Annotated in this window: 21 protein-coding genes; 9 read left to right on the top strand and 12 right to left on the bottom strand. The window is 29.2% G+C overall.

Annotated elements, in window-relative coordinates:
- The first annotated feature begins 8 nt into the window (after positions 1–8).
- Genes rpmF through DZ68_RS0105770 form a run of 3 tightly spaced genes read left to right on the top strand, consistent with a single transcriptional unit; the run spans position 9 to position 2,111 of the window.
- Positions 9–158: a 50S ribosomal protein L32 gene (gene rpmF / locus DZ68_RS0105780; protein ID WP_024787686.1), complete on the top strand. Its 150-nt coding sequence runs from the start codon at positions 9–11 to the stop codon at positions 156–158.
- Positions 158–1,159, top strand: a complete 1,002-nt coding sequence (gene plsX, locus DZ68_RS0105775) for a phosphate acyltransferase PlsX (protein ID WP_084021795.1) — start codon at positions 158–160, stop codon at positions 1,157–1,159. The genes rpmF and plsX overlap by 1 nt, the downstream gene beginning before the upstream one ends.
- Complete coding sequence (locus tag DZ68_RS0105770) at positions 1,143–2,111, top strand: beta-ketoacyl-ACP synthase III (protein WP_024787684.1); 969 nt, start codon at positions 1,143–1,145, stop codon at positions 2,109–2,111. Before plsX ends, DZ68_RS0105770 begins: the two co-directional genes overlap by 17 nt.
- Here the strand turns inward: DZ68_RS0105770 and DZ68_RS0105765 are convergent.
- Positions 2,101–2,904 (bottom strand): diguanylate cyclase, encoded by an 804-nt coding sequence (locus tag DZ68_RS0105765; protein ID WP_024787683.1) that lies wholly within the window; start codon positions 2,902–2,904, stop codon positions 2,101–2,103. The two genes, DZ68_RS0105770 and DZ68_RS0105765, sit on opposite strands and share 11 nt — an antisense overlap.
- A gap of 90 nt (positions 2,905–2,994) precedes the next feature.
- Here DZ68_RS0105765 and rpmI point away from each other — a divergent pair, with 90 nt between their 5' ends.
- From rpmI to DZ68_RS0105735, 6 genes are all read left to right on the top strand, one after another.
- The gene (gene rpmI, locus DZ68_RS0105760; RefSeq protein WP_024787682.1) at positions 2,995–3,189 is read left to right on the top strand and encodes a 50S ribosomal protein L35; all 195 of its coding nucleotides are present in this window, start codon (positions 2,995–2,997) and stop codon (positions 3,187–3,189) included.
- Between the two features lie 80 nt (positions 3,190–3,269).
- A complete protein-coding gene (gene rplT / locus DZ68_RS0105755; protein WP_024790889.1) occupies positions 3,270–3,632 on the top strand; it encodes a 50S ribosomal protein L20 in 363 nt (120 codons plus the stop codon).
- A complete protein-coding gene (rpmE, locus tag DZ68_RS0105750; protein WP_024787680.1) occupies positions 3,633–3,833 on the top strand; it encodes a 50S ribosomal protein L31 in 201 nt (66 codons plus the stop codon).
- Positions 3,834–4,625: a 16S rRNA (cytidine(1402)-2'-O)-methyltransferase gene (gene rsmI / locus DZ68_RS0105745; RefSeq protein WP_024790888.1), complete on the top strand. Its 792-nt coding sequence runs from the start codon at positions 3,834–3,836 to the stop codon at positions 4,623–4,625.
- A gap of 59 nt (positions 4,626–4,684) precedes the next feature.
- On the top strand, positions 4,685–6,229 hold the full coding sequence (locus DZ68_RS0105740; RefSeq protein WP_024787678.1) for a long-chain-fatty-acid--CoA ligase: 1,545 nt from the start codon (positions 4,685–4,687) through the stop codon (positions 6,227–6,229).
- Positions 6,226–7,173 carry a PAS domain-containing sensor histidine kinase gene (locus DZ68_RS0105735; protein WP_024787677.1) on the top strand — a complete coding sequence of 316 codons (948 nt, stop codon included), beginning with the start codon at positions 6,226–6,228 and terminating at the stop codon, positions 7,171–7,173. The genes DZ68_RS0105740 and DZ68_RS0105735 overlap by 4 nt, the downstream gene beginning before the upstream one ends.
- Here DZ68_RS0105735 and DZ68_RS11065 read toward each other — a convergent pair.
- The 11 genes from DZ68_RS11065 to DZ68_RS0105675 form a co-directional block, all read right to left on the bottom strand.
- Complete coding sequence (locus tag DZ68_RS11065) at positions 7,166–7,663, bottom strand: type II secretion system protein (RefSeq protein WP_024787676.1); 498 nt, start codon at positions 7,661–7,663, stop codon at positions 7,166–7,168. The two genes, DZ68_RS0105735 and DZ68_RS11065, sit on opposite strands and share 8 nt — an antisense overlap.
- Positions 7,664–7,666: 3 nt before the next feature.
- On the bottom strand, positions 7,667–8,134 hold the full coding sequence (locus tag DZ68_RS11295; protein WP_024787675.1) for a type II secretion system protein: 468 nt from the start codon (positions 8,132–8,134) through the stop codon (positions 7,667–7,669).
- Between the two features lie 187 nt (positions 8,135–8,321).
- Positions 8,322–9,542, bottom strand: a complete 1,221-nt coding sequence (locus tag DZ68_RS0105715) for a type II secretion system F family protein (protein WP_035907168.1) — start codon at positions 9,540–9,542, stop codon at positions 8,322–8,324.
- Positions 9,532–11,205 carry a GspE/PulE family protein gene (locus DZ68_RS0105710; RefSeq protein WP_024787674.1) on the bottom strand — a complete coding sequence of 558 codons (1,674 nt, stop codon included), beginning with the start codon at positions 11,203–11,205 and terminating at the stop codon, positions 9,532–9,534. The genes DZ68_RS0105715 and DZ68_RS0105710 overlap by 11 nt, the downstream gene beginning before the upstream one ends.
- The gene (locus DZ68_RS0105705) at positions 11,202–11,711 is read right to left on the bottom strand and encodes a hypothetical protein (protein WP_024787673.1); all 510 of its coding nucleotides are present in this window, start codon (positions 11,709–11,711) and stop codon (positions 11,202–11,204) included. Before DZ68_RS0105705 ends, DZ68_RS0105710 begins: the two co-directional genes overlap by 4 nt.
- Positions 11,695–12,285 carry a CDC27 family protein gene (locus DZ68_RS0105700; RefSeq protein WP_024790886.1) on the bottom strand — a complete coding sequence of 197 codons (591 nt, stop codon included), beginning with the start codon at positions 12,283–12,285 and terminating at the stop codon, positions 11,695–11,697. The genes DZ68_RS0105705 and DZ68_RS0105700 overlap by 17 nt, the downstream gene beginning before the upstream one ends.
- Positions 12,282–12,959 (bottom strand): ATP-binding protein, encoded by a 678-nt coding sequence (locus tag DZ68_RS0105695; RefSeq protein ID WP_024787672.1) that lies wholly within the window; start codon positions 12,957–12,959, stop codon positions 12,282–12,284. The genes DZ68_RS0105700 and DZ68_RS0105695 overlap by 4 nt, the downstream gene beginning before the upstream one ends.
- Positions 12,949–14,298, bottom strand: coding sequence for a type II secretion system protein GspD (locus tag DZ68_RS0105690; protein ID WP_024787671.1), 1,350 nt, complete (start codon positions 14,296–14,298; stop codon positions 12,949–12,951). The genes DZ68_RS0105695 and DZ68_RS0105690 overlap by 11 nt, the downstream gene beginning before the upstream one ends.
- Positions 14,295–14,651, bottom strand: a complete 357-nt coding sequence (locus DZ68_RS0105685) for a hypothetical protein (RefSeq protein ID WP_024787670.1) — start codon at positions 14,649–14,651, stop codon at positions 14,295–14,297. The genes DZ68_RS0105690 and DZ68_RS0105685 overlap by 4 nt, the downstream gene beginning before the upstream one ends.
- Entirely contained in the window at positions 14,648–15,235 is a 588-nt protein-coding gene (locus tag DZ68_RS0105680) for a hypothetical protein (protein WP_156920221.1), read from the bottom strand. Before DZ68_RS0105680 ends, DZ68_RS0105685 begins: the two co-directional genes overlap by 4 nt.
- On the bottom strand, positions 15,225–16,661 hold the full coding sequence (locus DZ68_RS0105675) for a hypothetical protein (protein ID WP_024790885.1): 1,437 nt from the start codon (positions 16,659–16,661) through the stop codon (positions 15,225–15,227). The genes DZ68_RS0105680 and DZ68_RS0105675 overlap by 11 nt, the downstream gene beginning before the upstream one ends.

Here is a 16,661-nt window from a genome sequence, read left to right as displayed (position 1 = left end):
GAGAAACAATGGCAGTTCCAAAAAGAAGAAACTCTAAAACAAGAGGAGCTAAAAGAAGAACACATTATAAAATTAGATTATCTAATGTTGTAAAATGTTCAAACTGCGGGGCTTACAAAAGACCTCACAGAGCATGCCCAAGCTGCGGTGAGTATTAATGAAAATAGCGATTGATGCAATGGGAGGGGACTTCGGTCCCGGGCCTATTATCGAAGGTGTTGTTGAAGCATTGAAAAAGAAAGATTTTACCGCTTATTTGGTGGGAGATGAAAAACAGATAAAACCGTTAATTCCGCAAAATTTACAAGAGAAAGTTAGGTTTATAAATAGTGAAGATGTTATAAGCATGACAGACAATGCTACAGATGCTGTAAGAAGAAAAGAATCCACTATTTATAAATCTATTGAATTACTTAAACAAAAACAGGTTGACGCAGTTGTTTCAGCCGGTCACAGCGGAGCCACAATGAGCCTCGCAACACTCAGGCTCGGCAGAATAAAGGGAATAAAAAGACCCGCTATTGTAACTTTTATGCCGAATATCAAAAAATCATATACATTAGTTTTAGATGTTGGCGCAAATGTTGACTGTGATGCAAATAATTTATATCAGTTTGCTTTAATGGGTGAAGAATATGCAAAAGTGGTTTTAAATAAAAACACTCCGACTATCGGGCTTTTAAGCAACGGTGAAGAAGAAAGCAAAGGAAACTCCGTTACCAAAGAAACTTTTAAAATATTAAAAGAAAACTGCAAATCTTTTATCGGAAATGTAGAAGGCTCTGATATATTTAAAGGCGGAGTGGATGTTGTTGTATGCGACGGTTTTATAGGAAATATTGTTTTAAAAACAAGCGAAGGTGCGGCAGAAGCCATATCAACTTTAATAAAACAGGAAATTTATGCCTCAGGAATCTTTCAAAAAATAGGGGCACTTTTATTAAAGCCCGTATTCAAAGGTCTGAAAAAAGCAACAGATTATGCAGAATACGGAGGTGCGCCTCTTCTTGGAATAAACGGATGTGTTATTATAAGCCATGGAAAAAGTAATTCCAAAGCCATAAAAAACGCAATCTTCCAAGCCGTAAAATATATTGAAAACGATGTAACACAAAAAATAGAAAATTCCCTAAAGGTTCATAATGTATGCAAGTTTTAAAAGTATAGGGGCGTATGTTCCTCCTAAAATTTTAACAAATAAAGATTTGGAAAAAATAGTAGACACTACAGATGAATGGATAACAAAAAGAACAGGTATAAAAACAAGACACATCGCTGAAAATGAGGTAACAAGCGATTTGGCGTATAAAGCTTCGGTTGATGCACTTAATAATGCCGGAATGAAACCCGAAGATATTGATATGATTATTTTAGCCACAATAACACCTGATTATTTCACAATGCCCTCAACCGCATGTTTAGTAGCTGAAAAACTGGGAATCACAGCGCCAGCAGTGGATATCAGCGCCGCTTGTACCGGCTTTATTTATGCCCTTGCCCAGGCAAAGGCTTTTATTGAAAGCGGGGTATATAAAAACATATTGATAATCGGTGCGGAGACACTCAGTAAAATAGTAAACTGGAAAGACAGAACCACCTGTGTTTTGTTTGGTGACGGGGCGGGAGCCGCAATTATAAGTGCAACAGATAAAAAAGAAGAAGCCATAACAGACATAGATATAAATGCCGACGGTAAATATAAAGATTTTTTAATAACACCTGGCAGAGGTGTAAAATATGGATGTGAAAGCGATAGAATCTGGCTCGAAATGAAAGGCAACGAAACATTTAAAGTCGCCGTTAAAACATTGTCCCAGTCTGTAACCGATATATTAAAAAGAAACAGTATGACAAGCAGAGAAATAGACTGGTTTATTCCTCATCAGGCAAATTACAGAATAATTGATGCTGTTGCAAGAACCATTAAAATGCCAAAAGAAAAATCTGTTTTAACCGTTCATAAATACGGAAACACTTCTTCTGCTTCAATACCTATGGCAATAAATGATTTATATAAAGTTGGAAAAATTAAGAAAGGCGATATTATGCTTCTTGACGCTTTCGGAGGCGGATTTACATGGGGCAGTGCGATAGTCCCTTTTAATCTATAAGATTTCTTTCCAAATCATCAAGAGCCAATAACACATTACTTTCAAGTTCGGGAATATGGGAAAAAGATAAAGAATATGCAATTTTAATCCCGTCTATTTCAAAATTATCTAATGATTTTCTTATTCTGTTTATTATTTTTTCCGTTACATCAAGAGGAGAAAATGTTATTATTTTAAATCTAAAATCGTTTCTGAAAATAAAGTCTATATCCCTTAGCAAATTTTTTAATTTATCGGCAATTGCTTTTAATATTTCATTTACTTTTTCTCTTCCGTATAATCCTTCAATTACCCCTGTGTTTTTTATATCTATATAAATAATTCCGAGAGGTTTGTCAAAATCCTTGTATTCTTCAATCAACACTTCAAAATATTTTTCATTATAAACACCTGTAAGAGGGTCTTTTATTACAATATCGGCAATTCGTGCACTTATCATTTTAAAATTAACTTCACCGATAAGCTCGTTGTTTTTAATTACAGCTACTTTTTTTAAATTGTTTGAACGCATATAATAATACGCATCTATAATATTTGTATCATAATTTAAAACATTTATTTTTTTAGGATGTTTTTTGATATACTCCAAAACATTTACATCCAATTCATTACTCAAAAGCACATCTAAAAAATCAATATGTTCAAACATAAAAACAGGATATTTATTTTTTGTCAGATAAATTGAATCCGTTTTATATTTATTTGATAAAACAATTAATTCTTTAATTGTCATATCTTTTACTTCATTACACTCTTTATAATAAACGTCTTCGACATATTTTTCTATAGTCATATTTTTAATCCTTACATAATGTATCATTATTGTAGCATAAAATTAAACTTTATGGTATAATTTCATCTCAATTTGAGTAAGGAGCTTAAAATGCCTAAAATGAAAACAAACAGAGGGGCGGCTAAAAGATTCAAAGTTAAAAAAAGCGGTAAAATCAAAAGAGGAAGCGCTTTTAGAAGCCATATTTTGACTAAAAAATCACAAAAAAGAAAAAGAAATTTTAGAGCCCCTAAATATGTTGCAAAAGCAAACATAAAAGAAGTAAGAGAACTTTTAGGAGTTTAGTGTAGAAGTGGCCAAGTGGGTAAAAGACCCCGCCTAAAAGGCTAAGTTGCGAAAGTTTGCACGCCAAAAAACAAGGAGAAATAATGAGAGTAAAAACAGGAACAGTAAGAAGAAAAAGACATAAAAAAATATTAAAAATGGCTAAAGGCTTCTATTCTGGCAGAAGAAAACATTTTAGAAAAGCCAAAGAACAGATTGAAAGAAGTCTTGTATACGCTTTTAGAGACAGAAAACAGAAAAAAAGAGATTTTAGAAAATTATGGATAGTAAGAATAAATGCCGCATGCAGATTAAATGGTATTAGCTATTCAAGATTTATAAACGGTCTTAAAAAAGCCGGCATCGAACTTGATAGAAAAATACTTGCCGATTTAGCTATGAACGAACCAGAAACTTTTGCTGCGGTTGCTCAAAAAGCAAAAGTTGCATTAAAGGAGCAATAAATGAAAAAAGATATACATCCCAAATATTTAACTTGTCAGGTTACATGCACATGCGGTCACACTTTTGAAATACTTTCAAATCAACCTACACTGAGAATTGAAGTATGCGACAAATGTCATCCTTTCTATACAGGACAGGAAAGAAACTTAGACAGAGGCGGAAAAGTAGAGAAATTTAAGAAAAAATACGGCTTAAAATAATTGATATATTTTGTTCCAACACCCATTGGAAATTTAGCCGATATTACAAAAAGGGCTCTTTTAGCCCTTGAAAATTCCGAAATTATATTTTGCGAAGATACAAGGGTTACAAAAAAACTTCTAAATCTTTTAAAGATTCCCCTAAATAAAGAATTTATTTCAATGCATTCACATAATGAATCAAAAATAATTAACAGCCTGGATATAAATCTTCTAAAAACAAAAGAATGCTCTTACGTCAGTGATGCGGGAATGCCCGGAATCAGCGACCCAGGCAGTAAATTAATTCGGTTTTGTCAGGAAAACAATATACCTTACACTGTTTTACCGGGACCGAGTGCATTTGTAACGGCATATGTTGCAAGCGGATTTGAAGGTGAATTTTGTTTTTATATGTTTTTACCGAATAAAGGAAAAGAAAGAACCGATAAATTATATGAAATTATGCAAGCAGGCAAAATTTCTATTCTTTACGAAGCTCCTCACAGAATTGAAAAACTGATTAAAGAAATTCAAAAAATAGATGAAAACAGAGAAATTTTTCTAATAAAAGAAATATCAAAAATTCATGAAAAATTTATAAAAGCAAAAGCAAAAGATATAAAGTTAGATAATACCAAAGGCGAATGGGTTGTTGTAATAGACAAGGCAAAAAAAACAAAAATGCTAAATTTAACATATGAAGACATATTAAACCTTAACCTTTCCATAAAAGAAAAATCAAAACTTCTTGCTAAAATCAGTGATAAATCACAAAAAGAGATATACAATTCACTGTTAAATAATGGATAATTGAAAATATAAAATGGAAAATTAATAATTTGATATAATAATGATAAAAAGGTAATTTTATGAATTATCAATATAATAACTTCTATGAAATACTTGAAAAAAATGCAAAAAATTTAAAAAACAAACCTGCCTATTTTCTAAATAACAGAAAAATTTCCTGGGAGAGAGTCAAAAAAAAAGTTGACACGTTTGCCAGGGCTTTGGAAATTATAGGTGTTAAAAAAGGTGATTTAGTTCCTGTTTTAGTTGGAAATTCAATAGAATTTATTGTTGCAATTCTTGCCATACAAAAACTCTCTGCCGTTGCTATACCGGTTAATACATTTTTAAAAGAAGAAGAAATTACTTTTATTTTAAATGACACTGAAGCTGAAATTTTAATAGCTTCAAGCAAATTTAAAAACAATCTAAAAAATATAAGAAACAATACAAATATTAAAAAAATAATATGGGAAGGTGAAGTTGAAAATATAGATGAAAATAATATCTCTTTTTCAGAAATTCTCTCAAACTTTGAATCACATGAAATAAAAGAGCTTCCTAAAAGAGATGATTTGGCGGTAATTATTTATACATCCGGAACTACCGGAAAACCAAAGGGGGCAATGCTTACATACAAAAATTTTTTCTCAAACATCTACGGGGTAAATGAGCTTATTAAACTCACAAATAAAGACAGATTTATAGCGTATCTTCCAATGTTTCATTCTTTTACTTTAACTGTAAACATACTTCTTCCCATGTTTTACGGCTCACCTGTTGTAATAATACGCTCAATTATGCCTTTTAGTAATATTATAAAACAGACCCTACTAAAAAGAGTTACAATTTTCACAGGCGTTCCGGATGTTTATTCTGCACTCTCAAGGGCAAAACTTCCTTTTTATTTTCACTGGTTTAATAAAATAAGGTTTTTTGTTTCAGGTGCCGCACCACTCGCCGGTGAAGTACTTGAAAGATTTTCAAAAAAATTCAAAAGGGCAAAACTGCTTGAAGGTTACGGACTTAGCGAATGCTCGCCTGTAGTAGCCGTCAACAGAGCCGAACTTCAAAAACCTTTTTCAGTCGGCCCCGCAATACCGGGTGTTGAAGTAAAAATAGTAAATGATGAATTAATTGAAGTGCCGAGAGGAGTTGCCGGTGAAATTATCGTAAAAGGCGATAATGTCATGAAAGGCTATTATAAAAGGGAAGACGCCACTCAACAGAGCATCATTAACGGATGGCTGCTTACGGGAGATATAGGAAAAATAGATGAAGACGGATATATTTATATACTTGACAGAAAAAAAGATTTGATTATCTCTAAAGGCGTTAATATTTATCCAAGGGAAATCGAAGAAATCTGTCTGAAATTTCCGGGAATCAAAGAGTGTGCTGTAATTGGGAAAAAAGAAAATAACGATGAAATACCGGTTGCTTTTATTGAGCTTGAAGAAGAAGCCGATTTTAAAGAATTAAAACTAAAAAAATTTTTAAAAGAACATCTTGCAAATTATAAAATTCCAAAAGCTTTTTATGTAATAGAAGAACTTCCAAAAAATGCCACCGGAAAAGTTTTAAAAAGAAAACTGAGAGAAAACATTGAGGAATATATTAAATGAAACTTTCAAAAGAAAATGAAGAGCTGATAAAAAATCTTGAAACATTAATTCAGAGGACTTATGAAGTAGAAAACGAATTTATCGAACTTAAAAATATATTAAACGGGGTTATAGAATTTTTACCTCATGCCCTGTGGGTAATAGATGAAAACGGGGAAATTATTGCCCAAAATTCTAAAACCAATGAGTTTGATTTTATTCCAAACGAAGGCGAAATAGAAATAAATAAAAAAGTTTATTTAATCAGAAGCTCAAAAATCGAAAATAAAAAAATAATAAGCGCTACCGACATAACAGAGCAAAAAAGAAATGAAAGACTAATCTCTATGGGACAGATGGCGGCACACTTAGCCCATGAAATCAGAAACCCAATAGGTTCTATTTCCATACTTTTGTCTTTATTAAAAAAAGAATGCCCAAATAACGAATTAATCAATGAAGCAAAAAGCTCGATTTTCAGGATTGAGAGAATAATTAAATCGACTCTTCTTTTTTCAAAAGGCTTAAAACTTAATAAAAGAATCTTTTTTTTAAGCGAATTACAAAAAAATTTGGAAGAGATTATAAAATATTATTCTTATTCTAAAAATATAGAATTTATATTCTTTTTACCTGACATTGAAATAAATGCCGATTATGATTTAATATTACTCGTTCTTCAAAATATGTTAATAAATGCGATTGATGCAATAGAAGAAGATGAAAATGAAGAAGGATTAATTGAAATTTTATACGATAAAAAAGATAATTATCATATTATTAATATTTATGATTCCGGAAAAGAAATAGAGGATAAAAACATTCTTTTTACACCTTTTAAATCCACAAAAACAAAAGGTAACGGTCTTGGACTTGCTTTAAGCAAGGAAATAATAGAAGCCCATAACGGAAAAATAGAATTGGCAAAAGAAAAAAAAGGATTTAGAATTTATCATCCTATTTAAAAAACAGATTTTCACATTCCTCTTTAGTTACGCCATCTCCATTATCACAGACAATAAGACCGTTTGTTGAATTATATTCAAATTTTAAATCTTTTGAAGAATTGTATTTATATTCGTATTTATTGTCATCATACTCTTCAAAACATCCGGAATTTTTATTTCCGCAAGAAAGTACGGGCACTTTTAATATATAAGAAAAAAGCTTATCAGTATTTTTTCCGTCATCAAGTTTTTTAGGATATCCTGTATTATCATCAAAATCTGCTGAATGGTCAATTCCGTCAGCCCCGATCCATTTAAAATCATCATTTACAATCCACTGAGAATGGATATTGTCAATTGCGGATTGAACAGAGGTAATTGTTGATTTAAGCGCGGAATTTTTAGCATTTGTTGTAAGATGTGTAAATTTAGGAACGGCCACAGAGGCCAGAAGACCTATGATAACTATTACAAAAATAAGTTCTATTAATGTAAACGCTTTTTTCATTAATTATTTTTGTGTTGCTAAATCTATAGTATAGGAAGTTCCACCTGGTGAGCAATCTAAACCATGAGCTTTTAAATAATTTTCAACTGCTTTTCCCTGATCTGTTGAGGTATCACAATAATTTGTTATAGTTACTGTACCATCATTGTTATAAGTAAAAGTGGCATTTAAATCGTTATACCCGTCTCTATATATGGCACTTTTATTGTCATTTGATACTTTCCAATAACCGCCTTCAAATTTATATAAATTTGTTAAATTTAAATCTGTATCTTTAACACCATTCAATTCTGTTGCATTAAGATAAGCACTTGCTCCACCACTTCCATTTAAATCATTAATTGCCCCTACCAATGGTGATGCCTCAGCATTTTGTTTAAGATTCAAAAATTTAGGAACCGCAACTGCTGCCAAAAGACCGATAATTACAATTACAAAAATTAACTCAATTAACGTAAAACCTTTTCTCATTTTTACTCCTTTTCTTTATTTTTTTTAATTATACTACAATGTGTTTTAAAAGTCGAGCGTTTTAATAAATATTTCATAATTTTTTAAATATTGGAAACTTTATAAATTATCCATAAAGCAAAAGCTAAAATTATTGTACTGATAATTGCCGTTATTATACTTCCCGTCTCTATCCCCATATCTTCTCCTATTGCATTGCCTCTGTAAGGTTCCACATCGGCAAAAATATTCCAAGTGCCAGTGTAAATACAAATCCCGCTATTGCAGCTATTAAAACAGGCTCAATCAGTGCTGCTATATTATCAACAATATACCTGTATTTATTCAGATAATAATTGCTTGCTTTTTGAAGCATAAGTACAAGCGAGCCCGATTCTTCCCCCGCCGCTATCATTTGAATTATCATATTTTCAAACAGTCCGCTCTCAACAAATCCCTGTTTTACAGTCCCACCCATCTGAATGGAATTTTTAATCAGTATCAGTCTTTTGTAGATAAATCTGTTATCAACAATATTTAAAGCAATTTCCACCGCATTAATTATAGGAATCCCCGCATCAATAAGTCTTTGCATTACAAAAATAAACCTTCCAATCATGGCAAGCTTAATAACAGGCCCAACTATATAGATTTTCAGCATAAACTTATCCATTTTAAGTCTTGCTTTTTCACTGGTATTATAAATATATGTTAATATTCCAAAAATTATTATAGCACCTGCTAATACATAAAGTCCATATTGTTCAAAAGCATATTCTATCCACAATAAAAACCTTGTAGGAAGCGGCAATTCGGTATGAAGAGAGGCAAAAAGGGATTTAAATGGAGGAATTACAAATAAAATCACCACTACAAATGCAATCATCATTGCAAATATAATAAAAACAGGATAACGGGTTGCTTTTTTAAGCCTTTTTCTATTTTCCAAAATTTCACTTAAAATTTGAGAGAGATCATGCATCGCCCTTGCCAAATCTCCTGTTTCTTCACCCAAAGAAACCATTGCTGTACTTAATGTACCCAAATCTTTTTCAAATTTTTTAACACTTTCGCTAAGTGAAAGCCCTGCTCTAATATCGTTAGAAATAGCATAAAAAATTTTTTTTAATTTTTTATTTTTTATATTTTCTTTTATATTATCTATTACTGTATCTATACCAAGTCCGGCATCAAGCATTACATATAATTGATCAATAACGCTTATATATTCTTCCAAATCTATTTTTGCTAAATCAAGTTTTGTTAAAAGTTCATCTATAACCGAAGCTTTTTCTATTTCTTCAATATTTTTTACAATAGCTCTGTTATCTCTTTTTTTTAATAAAAAAATAGCTTCTTTTACATTTTTTGCCTTAATGATTTTTGAATTTAATTTTCCTTTACTAATATAATTAATTTTAAACAACATCTACTTTTACAACCCTCAAGATTTCTTCTAATGTAGTAATACCGGCTTTTACTTTATTTATACCGTCATCTATCATACTTACAAACCCAAGTTCTTTTGCGATTTCGAGAATTTCAACCTTGTCTTTGCTGTTCGCTATCAAATGGGCCAGTTTGTCATTAATAATTAATACTTCGCTTATCATTTCACGTCCCAAATATCCTGTAAAATTACATTCCTTACATCCTTTGCCTTTGTAAAAGGTAATATTTTCTTTTAAATACGGTTTTATTAATTCCAGTTCCTGCTTGCTTGGATGAAAAACTTCTTTGCAATAAGGACAAATTTTTCTTACAAGTCTTTGGGCAACCACTCCGATTAAAGCGTCGGCCACCAGATAATTCTCCGCCCCCATCTGAACCATTCTTGTAATTGCACTTGGTGCATCGTTTGTATGAAGTGTGGCGAGTACCAAATGTCCCGTAAGTGCCGCCTGAATGGAAGCTGTGAGTGTTTCAGTATCCCTGACTTCACCTATCATTATAATATCAGGGTCCTGCCTTAAAATACTTCTTAAAGCCACGGCAAATGTTACACCTATTTTATAATTTACGGGAATTTGTTGAATCAGAGGAATTTCATATTCTACAGGGTCTTCCACTGTAATAATTTTTTTATCAACACCTTTTAATTCATTTAACGCAGCATATAAAGTGGTTGTTTTACCGCTTCCTGTAGGACCTGTTACAAACACTATTCCATAAGGGGTATGGATAAGTTTTTCAAATCTTTTTAAATTATATTCGCTCATTCCAAGTTCTGTTAGCCTAAGGAGTATTTTTTGCTGGTCAAGAACTCTTAAAACCACGCTTTCACCGTGCAGTGTCGGTGTGGTGGAAACCCTGAAATCATAAATATGGTTATTATAATTTTTTGTAAATCTTCCGTCCTGGGGTCTTCTTTTTTCACTGATATCCATATTTGAGAGTAATTTAATTTTGGAAATCAAAGGAAAATATATATCTTTATCGAAAGAAAAAAGCTCTCTTAAAACCCCGTCTATTCTGCTTCTTACCGAAAAATTGTATCTGCTCGGTTCTATATGAATATCGGTTGAACGCTGTTTTATCGCATTTTGAATTATTACATCCAAAAGCTCATCTATTGCGGCTATATTTTTCCCGCCTCCTTTTTGAAGTTCAATTTTTACCTTTTTAATCGATTCATTGGTTGAAAGGGTAACTTTTAATCTCTCAAATATGGCATTTATATCTTTGCTTAAAGATATATATATTTGAAGAGGTTTTGGAGAAAATTTTTCAACCGTTTCCACCGCTTCATAATCAAGCGGGTCTGAAGTGGCAACATAAATATATTCGTTATCTTTTCTAAAAGGCAGAATCTTATGTCTTTCGAGCAAAGCAATTGGAAATGAGCTCATCAAATCATAATCTATTTTTTCACCAAACAAATCTACAAAAGGATATCCGAGCTGACGAGAAAGTGTTTCAAGTATCTCTTTTTCCGTTGCAAAACCGAGTTCAATTAATATTTCGCCGAGTTTTTTATAAATCCCCTCTTTTTTTAATTCTTTTTGTTTTTCGAGAGCTTTGTTTAATTCTTCTTCGTTAATTATTTTATTTTGTATTAATAAATCCCCAAGTCTTACATTTTTTCTAATCATCTGAACCAATACCTTTTTAATAATTCTTTTTGATTATATTCTTCTATTATCATTTTATCATTTTCTTTATACATTTTTATCGTTAGATTTTTATTTTTAATTAAATAAATATCTCCTATTTTTTTATATTGTTTATTTTTAACAGCATTAAACACTACAGATAAAACATGATCGGTTTTTGGAAAATCAAAACTGTTTATATTAAAATTATCAAACAAAAATGAATAAAGAAGTTTTTTTTCGTTAAATATAACCAAAAAATAGATTGCGTTTTTTCTTCCGACTGACGTGTGTATTAAATAATTTATTGTATACGGAAGCATATATAAATTATTTGTTTTAACACAGGAATCACCGATAATAGAAAGAATTTTTTCATTTTTTTTATATTTCGTTATATTTTTATAACTGCATACTTTATTATAATTTTTATTTTTATATTCATCAATTATTGAAGCATTTAAAAAAACTGTCAATAAAATAAAAACACTAAAAAGTTTCCCCATTTTTCATCCTTTCTATAAGATTTAAAATATCTTTATTTTTAGTATAATCATAATAAATTTTTAAAATTTTAATCGCTTTTTGTTTTTGATTTAATTTATAAAGACTTTTGGCCACGATAATCCAGCTTTCAGGTTTATTTTTATTTTGCAAATTGGCATTTTTTGCCCATTTTAAAGCATTTTCATAATCACCGTTTTTATAATAATTTTTAGCCAGTGTTATACATGTTTCAAAAGAAGGCAGGGTTGAAATATTTAATAATTCTTTTTTGGATTTAATAATTTTTGTATTATTAACTTCCTTTTTAATCTTTTTTTTAGCTTCATCAACAGATATATTTAAATCTATTATCGGTTTTAAAATTTCTGTTTTTTTTATTTTTTTAATTTTTTTTGTCTTTTGAACTTTTTTAATTTTTTTATTTTCTGTTTTTTTTATCTTTTTATCTTTTTTAAATGAAAAATAATAAGCGCTCAAACCGATACTTAACATTAAAAAAATTAAGAACATCAATAACAAAAACGAGTTTCTTTTTCTTTTTTTACACTCTTTTTCCAATTCGTAAAAAGTCATTTTAATCCCAGTTTTATAGCACTCATTGTTAAAATACAGTTATCTATTTTCCTGTATTTCAACGAATTTTTCAAAGAATAATTTAAAAGAAACAAAGAGGTAAACACTATTTTTTTGCAGAGCCTGAAATTACCTCCGGAAAGGTTATAAATTTTTTTAAGTATTTTTTTATTTATTAATTCCGGTTTGTTATATTTTAGAAATTTTGCTGTCACATATTTTTGAAAGTCTTCAAAATTCAACGGTTTTAAATAAATTTTCTCATTGTATCTTGAAAAAAACTGTGGAAGTTTTGCAATTTTTTCCCCTTCAATTTTGTGCATCGCAAAAACAACCTGATTTCCCCTGTCGCTTAATATTCTTAAAAATTCAAGTATTTTAATGTCCAAAAGCTGGGCTTCGTCTATTAATATTTTTTTATTATTTATTTCTCCCGCAATCCTAAAAAATTCTTCTTTACTTTCGAAGGGTTCTTTTATTAAAATATAACTGTTAAAATTATTAAAAAGATAATTCAGTAAAAAACTTTTTCCGCTTCCCGGTTCTCCCAAAAGAAAAATAATATTTGATTTTGAAGAAAGCAGTGATTCTTTAATTATTTCAAAATTTACATAAGAAAAATAATCTTTCAAATTTATTTTATCCTCAAATTCATTTATTAAATCACTTAACATCCAAATCCTCTAAACTCGGAAGTTTCTTAAAACCGTAATCTTTAAGCGTTTTTTTGGTATTTAAATCGATAATATGCGGGGTTATAACAAATACAAGCTCTTTTCTTGAAGTTATTTCGTCTTTTGAAGAAAAAAGATATTTAACCAAAGGGATTTCTTTTAAAACAGGAACTCCGTTTACATTTACATTGGAATCGTCCGTAATAAGACCTCCTAAAACAAGTGTTTGGTTATTTTTCATCCTGACAACGCTAATTAACGAATTATCTTTTGTATCAGGCGGCATATCTCTTTTTGTATCTTTGAGCTGACCTGGATTTTTAAAAGCGCTTATTCTGGGACTTATACTTAAAATTATATTCCCGTTATCGCTAATTTGGGGGGTTATATCAAGAACCACCCCAACAAACGTTGAATTAATTTCATATGATGCTGTGGGATTTCCGTTTGAATTTGTGGTAATTTCATTTGCATATTTATAATAAATCGTATCCCCTACTCTGATTAACGCTTTTTGATTATTAAGTGTTACTATTTTAGGATTGGATATTGAATTTACATTTCCGTTTTGAGCTAAAAAATTTAAAAATCCGCTTATATTAAACGTTGCCGAATTGAAAACAGATTCACTGCCTCCAATATATGCCGCCCTGAGAGGAATATTCGAAGCATCCATTGCAATATTGAGTTTTGACCAGTCTATACCAGTCTGATGTGATTTTGAGAGTTCCACACTGTAAATTTTAACATCAATTAACACTTCTTTATGAAGCCTGTCACTTAAATCATTGAGATATTTTTTTATTTGATCCATTTGCGGTTTATTCGCAGTTACTGTTATCAGCCCTGCATTTTTATCTATTACAGGTTTTTTATAATCCCCGTTTATATTTGAAAGAATATTTATCAAATTATTTCTGAGGTTCTGCCAGAAATCAAAACTGTAATCGGTTTTTACCGTATTGTCGGTTGTATCCATATTTGAAACACCGGTTATGGAATTTGGTACAAAATCGAGCTTAAATGTCTTTGTTTTATAATAAGATATATATATATTATTGTTTTCTATTTTATAAAAAAGATTTTTAACATCAAAAAGGGTGTTTAAAAAATCCTTTAATGAGACATTGTCAATATTTATATAATTTATATCGGTATTTAAAATATCCTTTGCTTTTTTATCAATAATTACCACATTTAAATTACATTCGCTTGATATGTCTGAAATAATGTTACTGAATTTTACAGGGCTTTTTAGATGCAGGGTAAAGAGTTTTTTATTACAATCTGTGGCAAAAAGAGTTATTGCAATAATTAAAAACAGAAATATTTTTTTCATTTTTTAACCTTTAAAATATTACTTTCAAATTTTAAAACAACATATTTGTTGTTTTTTTTCAAAATCACTTTTTTTGGAAACACTTTTATTATTTTATAACCTTTTACACTGTTTCCAGCCCTCACCCATTTATGGTTAATAAGAGCTTTTTTATTAAAAATCGCTTCCAGTTTTAAATTCAAATTACTAACAGTATTGTTTAATACAGTTTTTTTTCCTTTTAAAGTACATGCTGGTAAAAATATTTTTTTAAAACGAGGTTTAAAATTTTCTATTTTTACTATTTCCATTAAAGCATTGCTAATACCCGCATATAAAAAAATCCCTGCTAATAAAAATAAAAATTTTTTCATTTAAGTCCCCAGACATTATATTTTATGTAAAAATTTGATCTGTTTTCATCAATATAACAACTCTCTACACTGTTTACATATTTTTGGGATTCCAAAAATTTAATAAGATTGAATAAATTTCTTTCATTGCAATACCCTAAAGTCCCGTTTATTTCTATATTGTAAATTTTAAAATTATTATTGTTTTTACTAATATAGAAATTAGGGTTTAAATTTAAAACCGAACTTTTATACAAAATATTTTCAAGCAGGGAGTAGAAATTTTTATCATTTATATTCAAAATACTTAAATCAATTTTTTTATTTAAATAATCCAGATCCTGAAGCTTTGAATATTCTTTTATTTTTAAATTTCTATATTCTTTTTTCAGTTTTGCCAGTTTTGTATTGTATTTTTTTAATGAAACATTTGCTTTATTTTCCAAATCACCAATCAATCGGCTGTTTTCATCAATTTTTGAACTTAAAACATTATAATTAAAATTGTAATAAATAATAATTCCGATTATAAATACAGATAAATAAAGTAATAATAAATTTTTTTTATCAAGATTTTGTAAAAATTCTTCCAATCTATTCATCATTATACTTTATTACAGTGATATATCTGTTTTTTTTATTGGTAATTTTATTGGAGAAAACATTTTTATATCCCAAATCTATAAGTTTTTTTACAAATTTTGCAATTAAATCTGAATTGTCAATATTGCTTTTTATCATTAAGTTTATTTTATTTTTGTTTTTTTCAAATTTTATAATTTGTAAATTATGTTTAACCGCAAAATCAACTGCATCGGCTATTTCATTGAAAAGGGGTTTTTTAACTTTTAAACCATATAAATAATCTATTTTTGATGAAATGTCTTCTGTTTGGGTGTCAATATTTGCAGTATTTTCTTTTTCTTTGTCAAATTTTTCTTTATATTTTTTTATGTAAAGTTTAACCAGTTTTATTTCTTTTTCTTGTTTTTGAAAAAAATTTTGCAATCTTGAAATCTGTTTTTGTTGATTGTTTATCAAATAATATTTGTATATTCCGTCAATTAATAAAAACATTAAAATAATAAAAGAAAATACCACAAATTTACCGCTTTTTGTTTTATAAAATTTCGGAGGTCTTAAAAAAATACTGAAATTGACTTCTTCATTATTATAATTTTTAGCATTATATACAGTTGCACAATATTCAAACGGGTCATATTCGCTCTCAATTTCAAATTTTTTAAATTCAATACCGCTTAAATGCCAAAAATTTTCATACGTTTCAATTAAAGCGTTTATTTTTATATCTGAATAAAAAAATATCCTGTTAATTTCATCCATATGGTAAAAATTTTTGGAATAATTAATCAAATTATTCACTTTCATAAAAAACTGTGAAAAAAAACTTTCTATTTTATTAAAAAATTCATCATTTTCATAAGATGTTTTATTTAAGCCTTTTTCTTTTAAAAGAGTGATAAGGGCGTCTTCTTTAAGATTTGTAATTGCAGCCAATTTGGAAAATTTATCCAGACTTTTGACAAAAACAAATTTTTTATCTTTAAATCCCACCAAAAATGCGTCTTTTGGAGTAAAAAATATAAATATATCGTTTTTGGGAATTATATTTGCAATATTATAATATTCTTCGAAAACAAAAGGGGCGGCCCCGACAAAATCGATATATTTAAATTTTTTAATAATATCGGAAAATTCTTCTTTTAACCTGTCAGCCTCAGCTATAAAAGCATCCACCAAATAATAATCATCAAATTTTTGAAATTTATAATTAATTTTATATTCTTTACTCAAATCAAGCGTGGCTTCGTTAAAAACCGTTTTTTCAGCTTCTATAACCAATTCGTCTTTATTTAAATCCGCAGGGAGTTTAAATGTATTATTAAAAATATCTTTAAAATAAATTATTGAAGTATAAATACCTTTTTCTTTTTTAAGTTCTTTTTTTACAACTCTTCCGTCAACATATTCATACATATAATCTTTAGTTAAAAAATAGACATTTTCCAT

Source organism: Lebetimonas sp. JS085, from assembly GCF_000523295.1.
Classification (GTDB): domain Bacteria; phylum Campylobacterota; class Campylobacteria; order Campylobacterales; family Nautiliaceae; genus Lebetimonas.
This window is presented reverse-complemented; position numbering and strand designations above follow the sequence as displayed.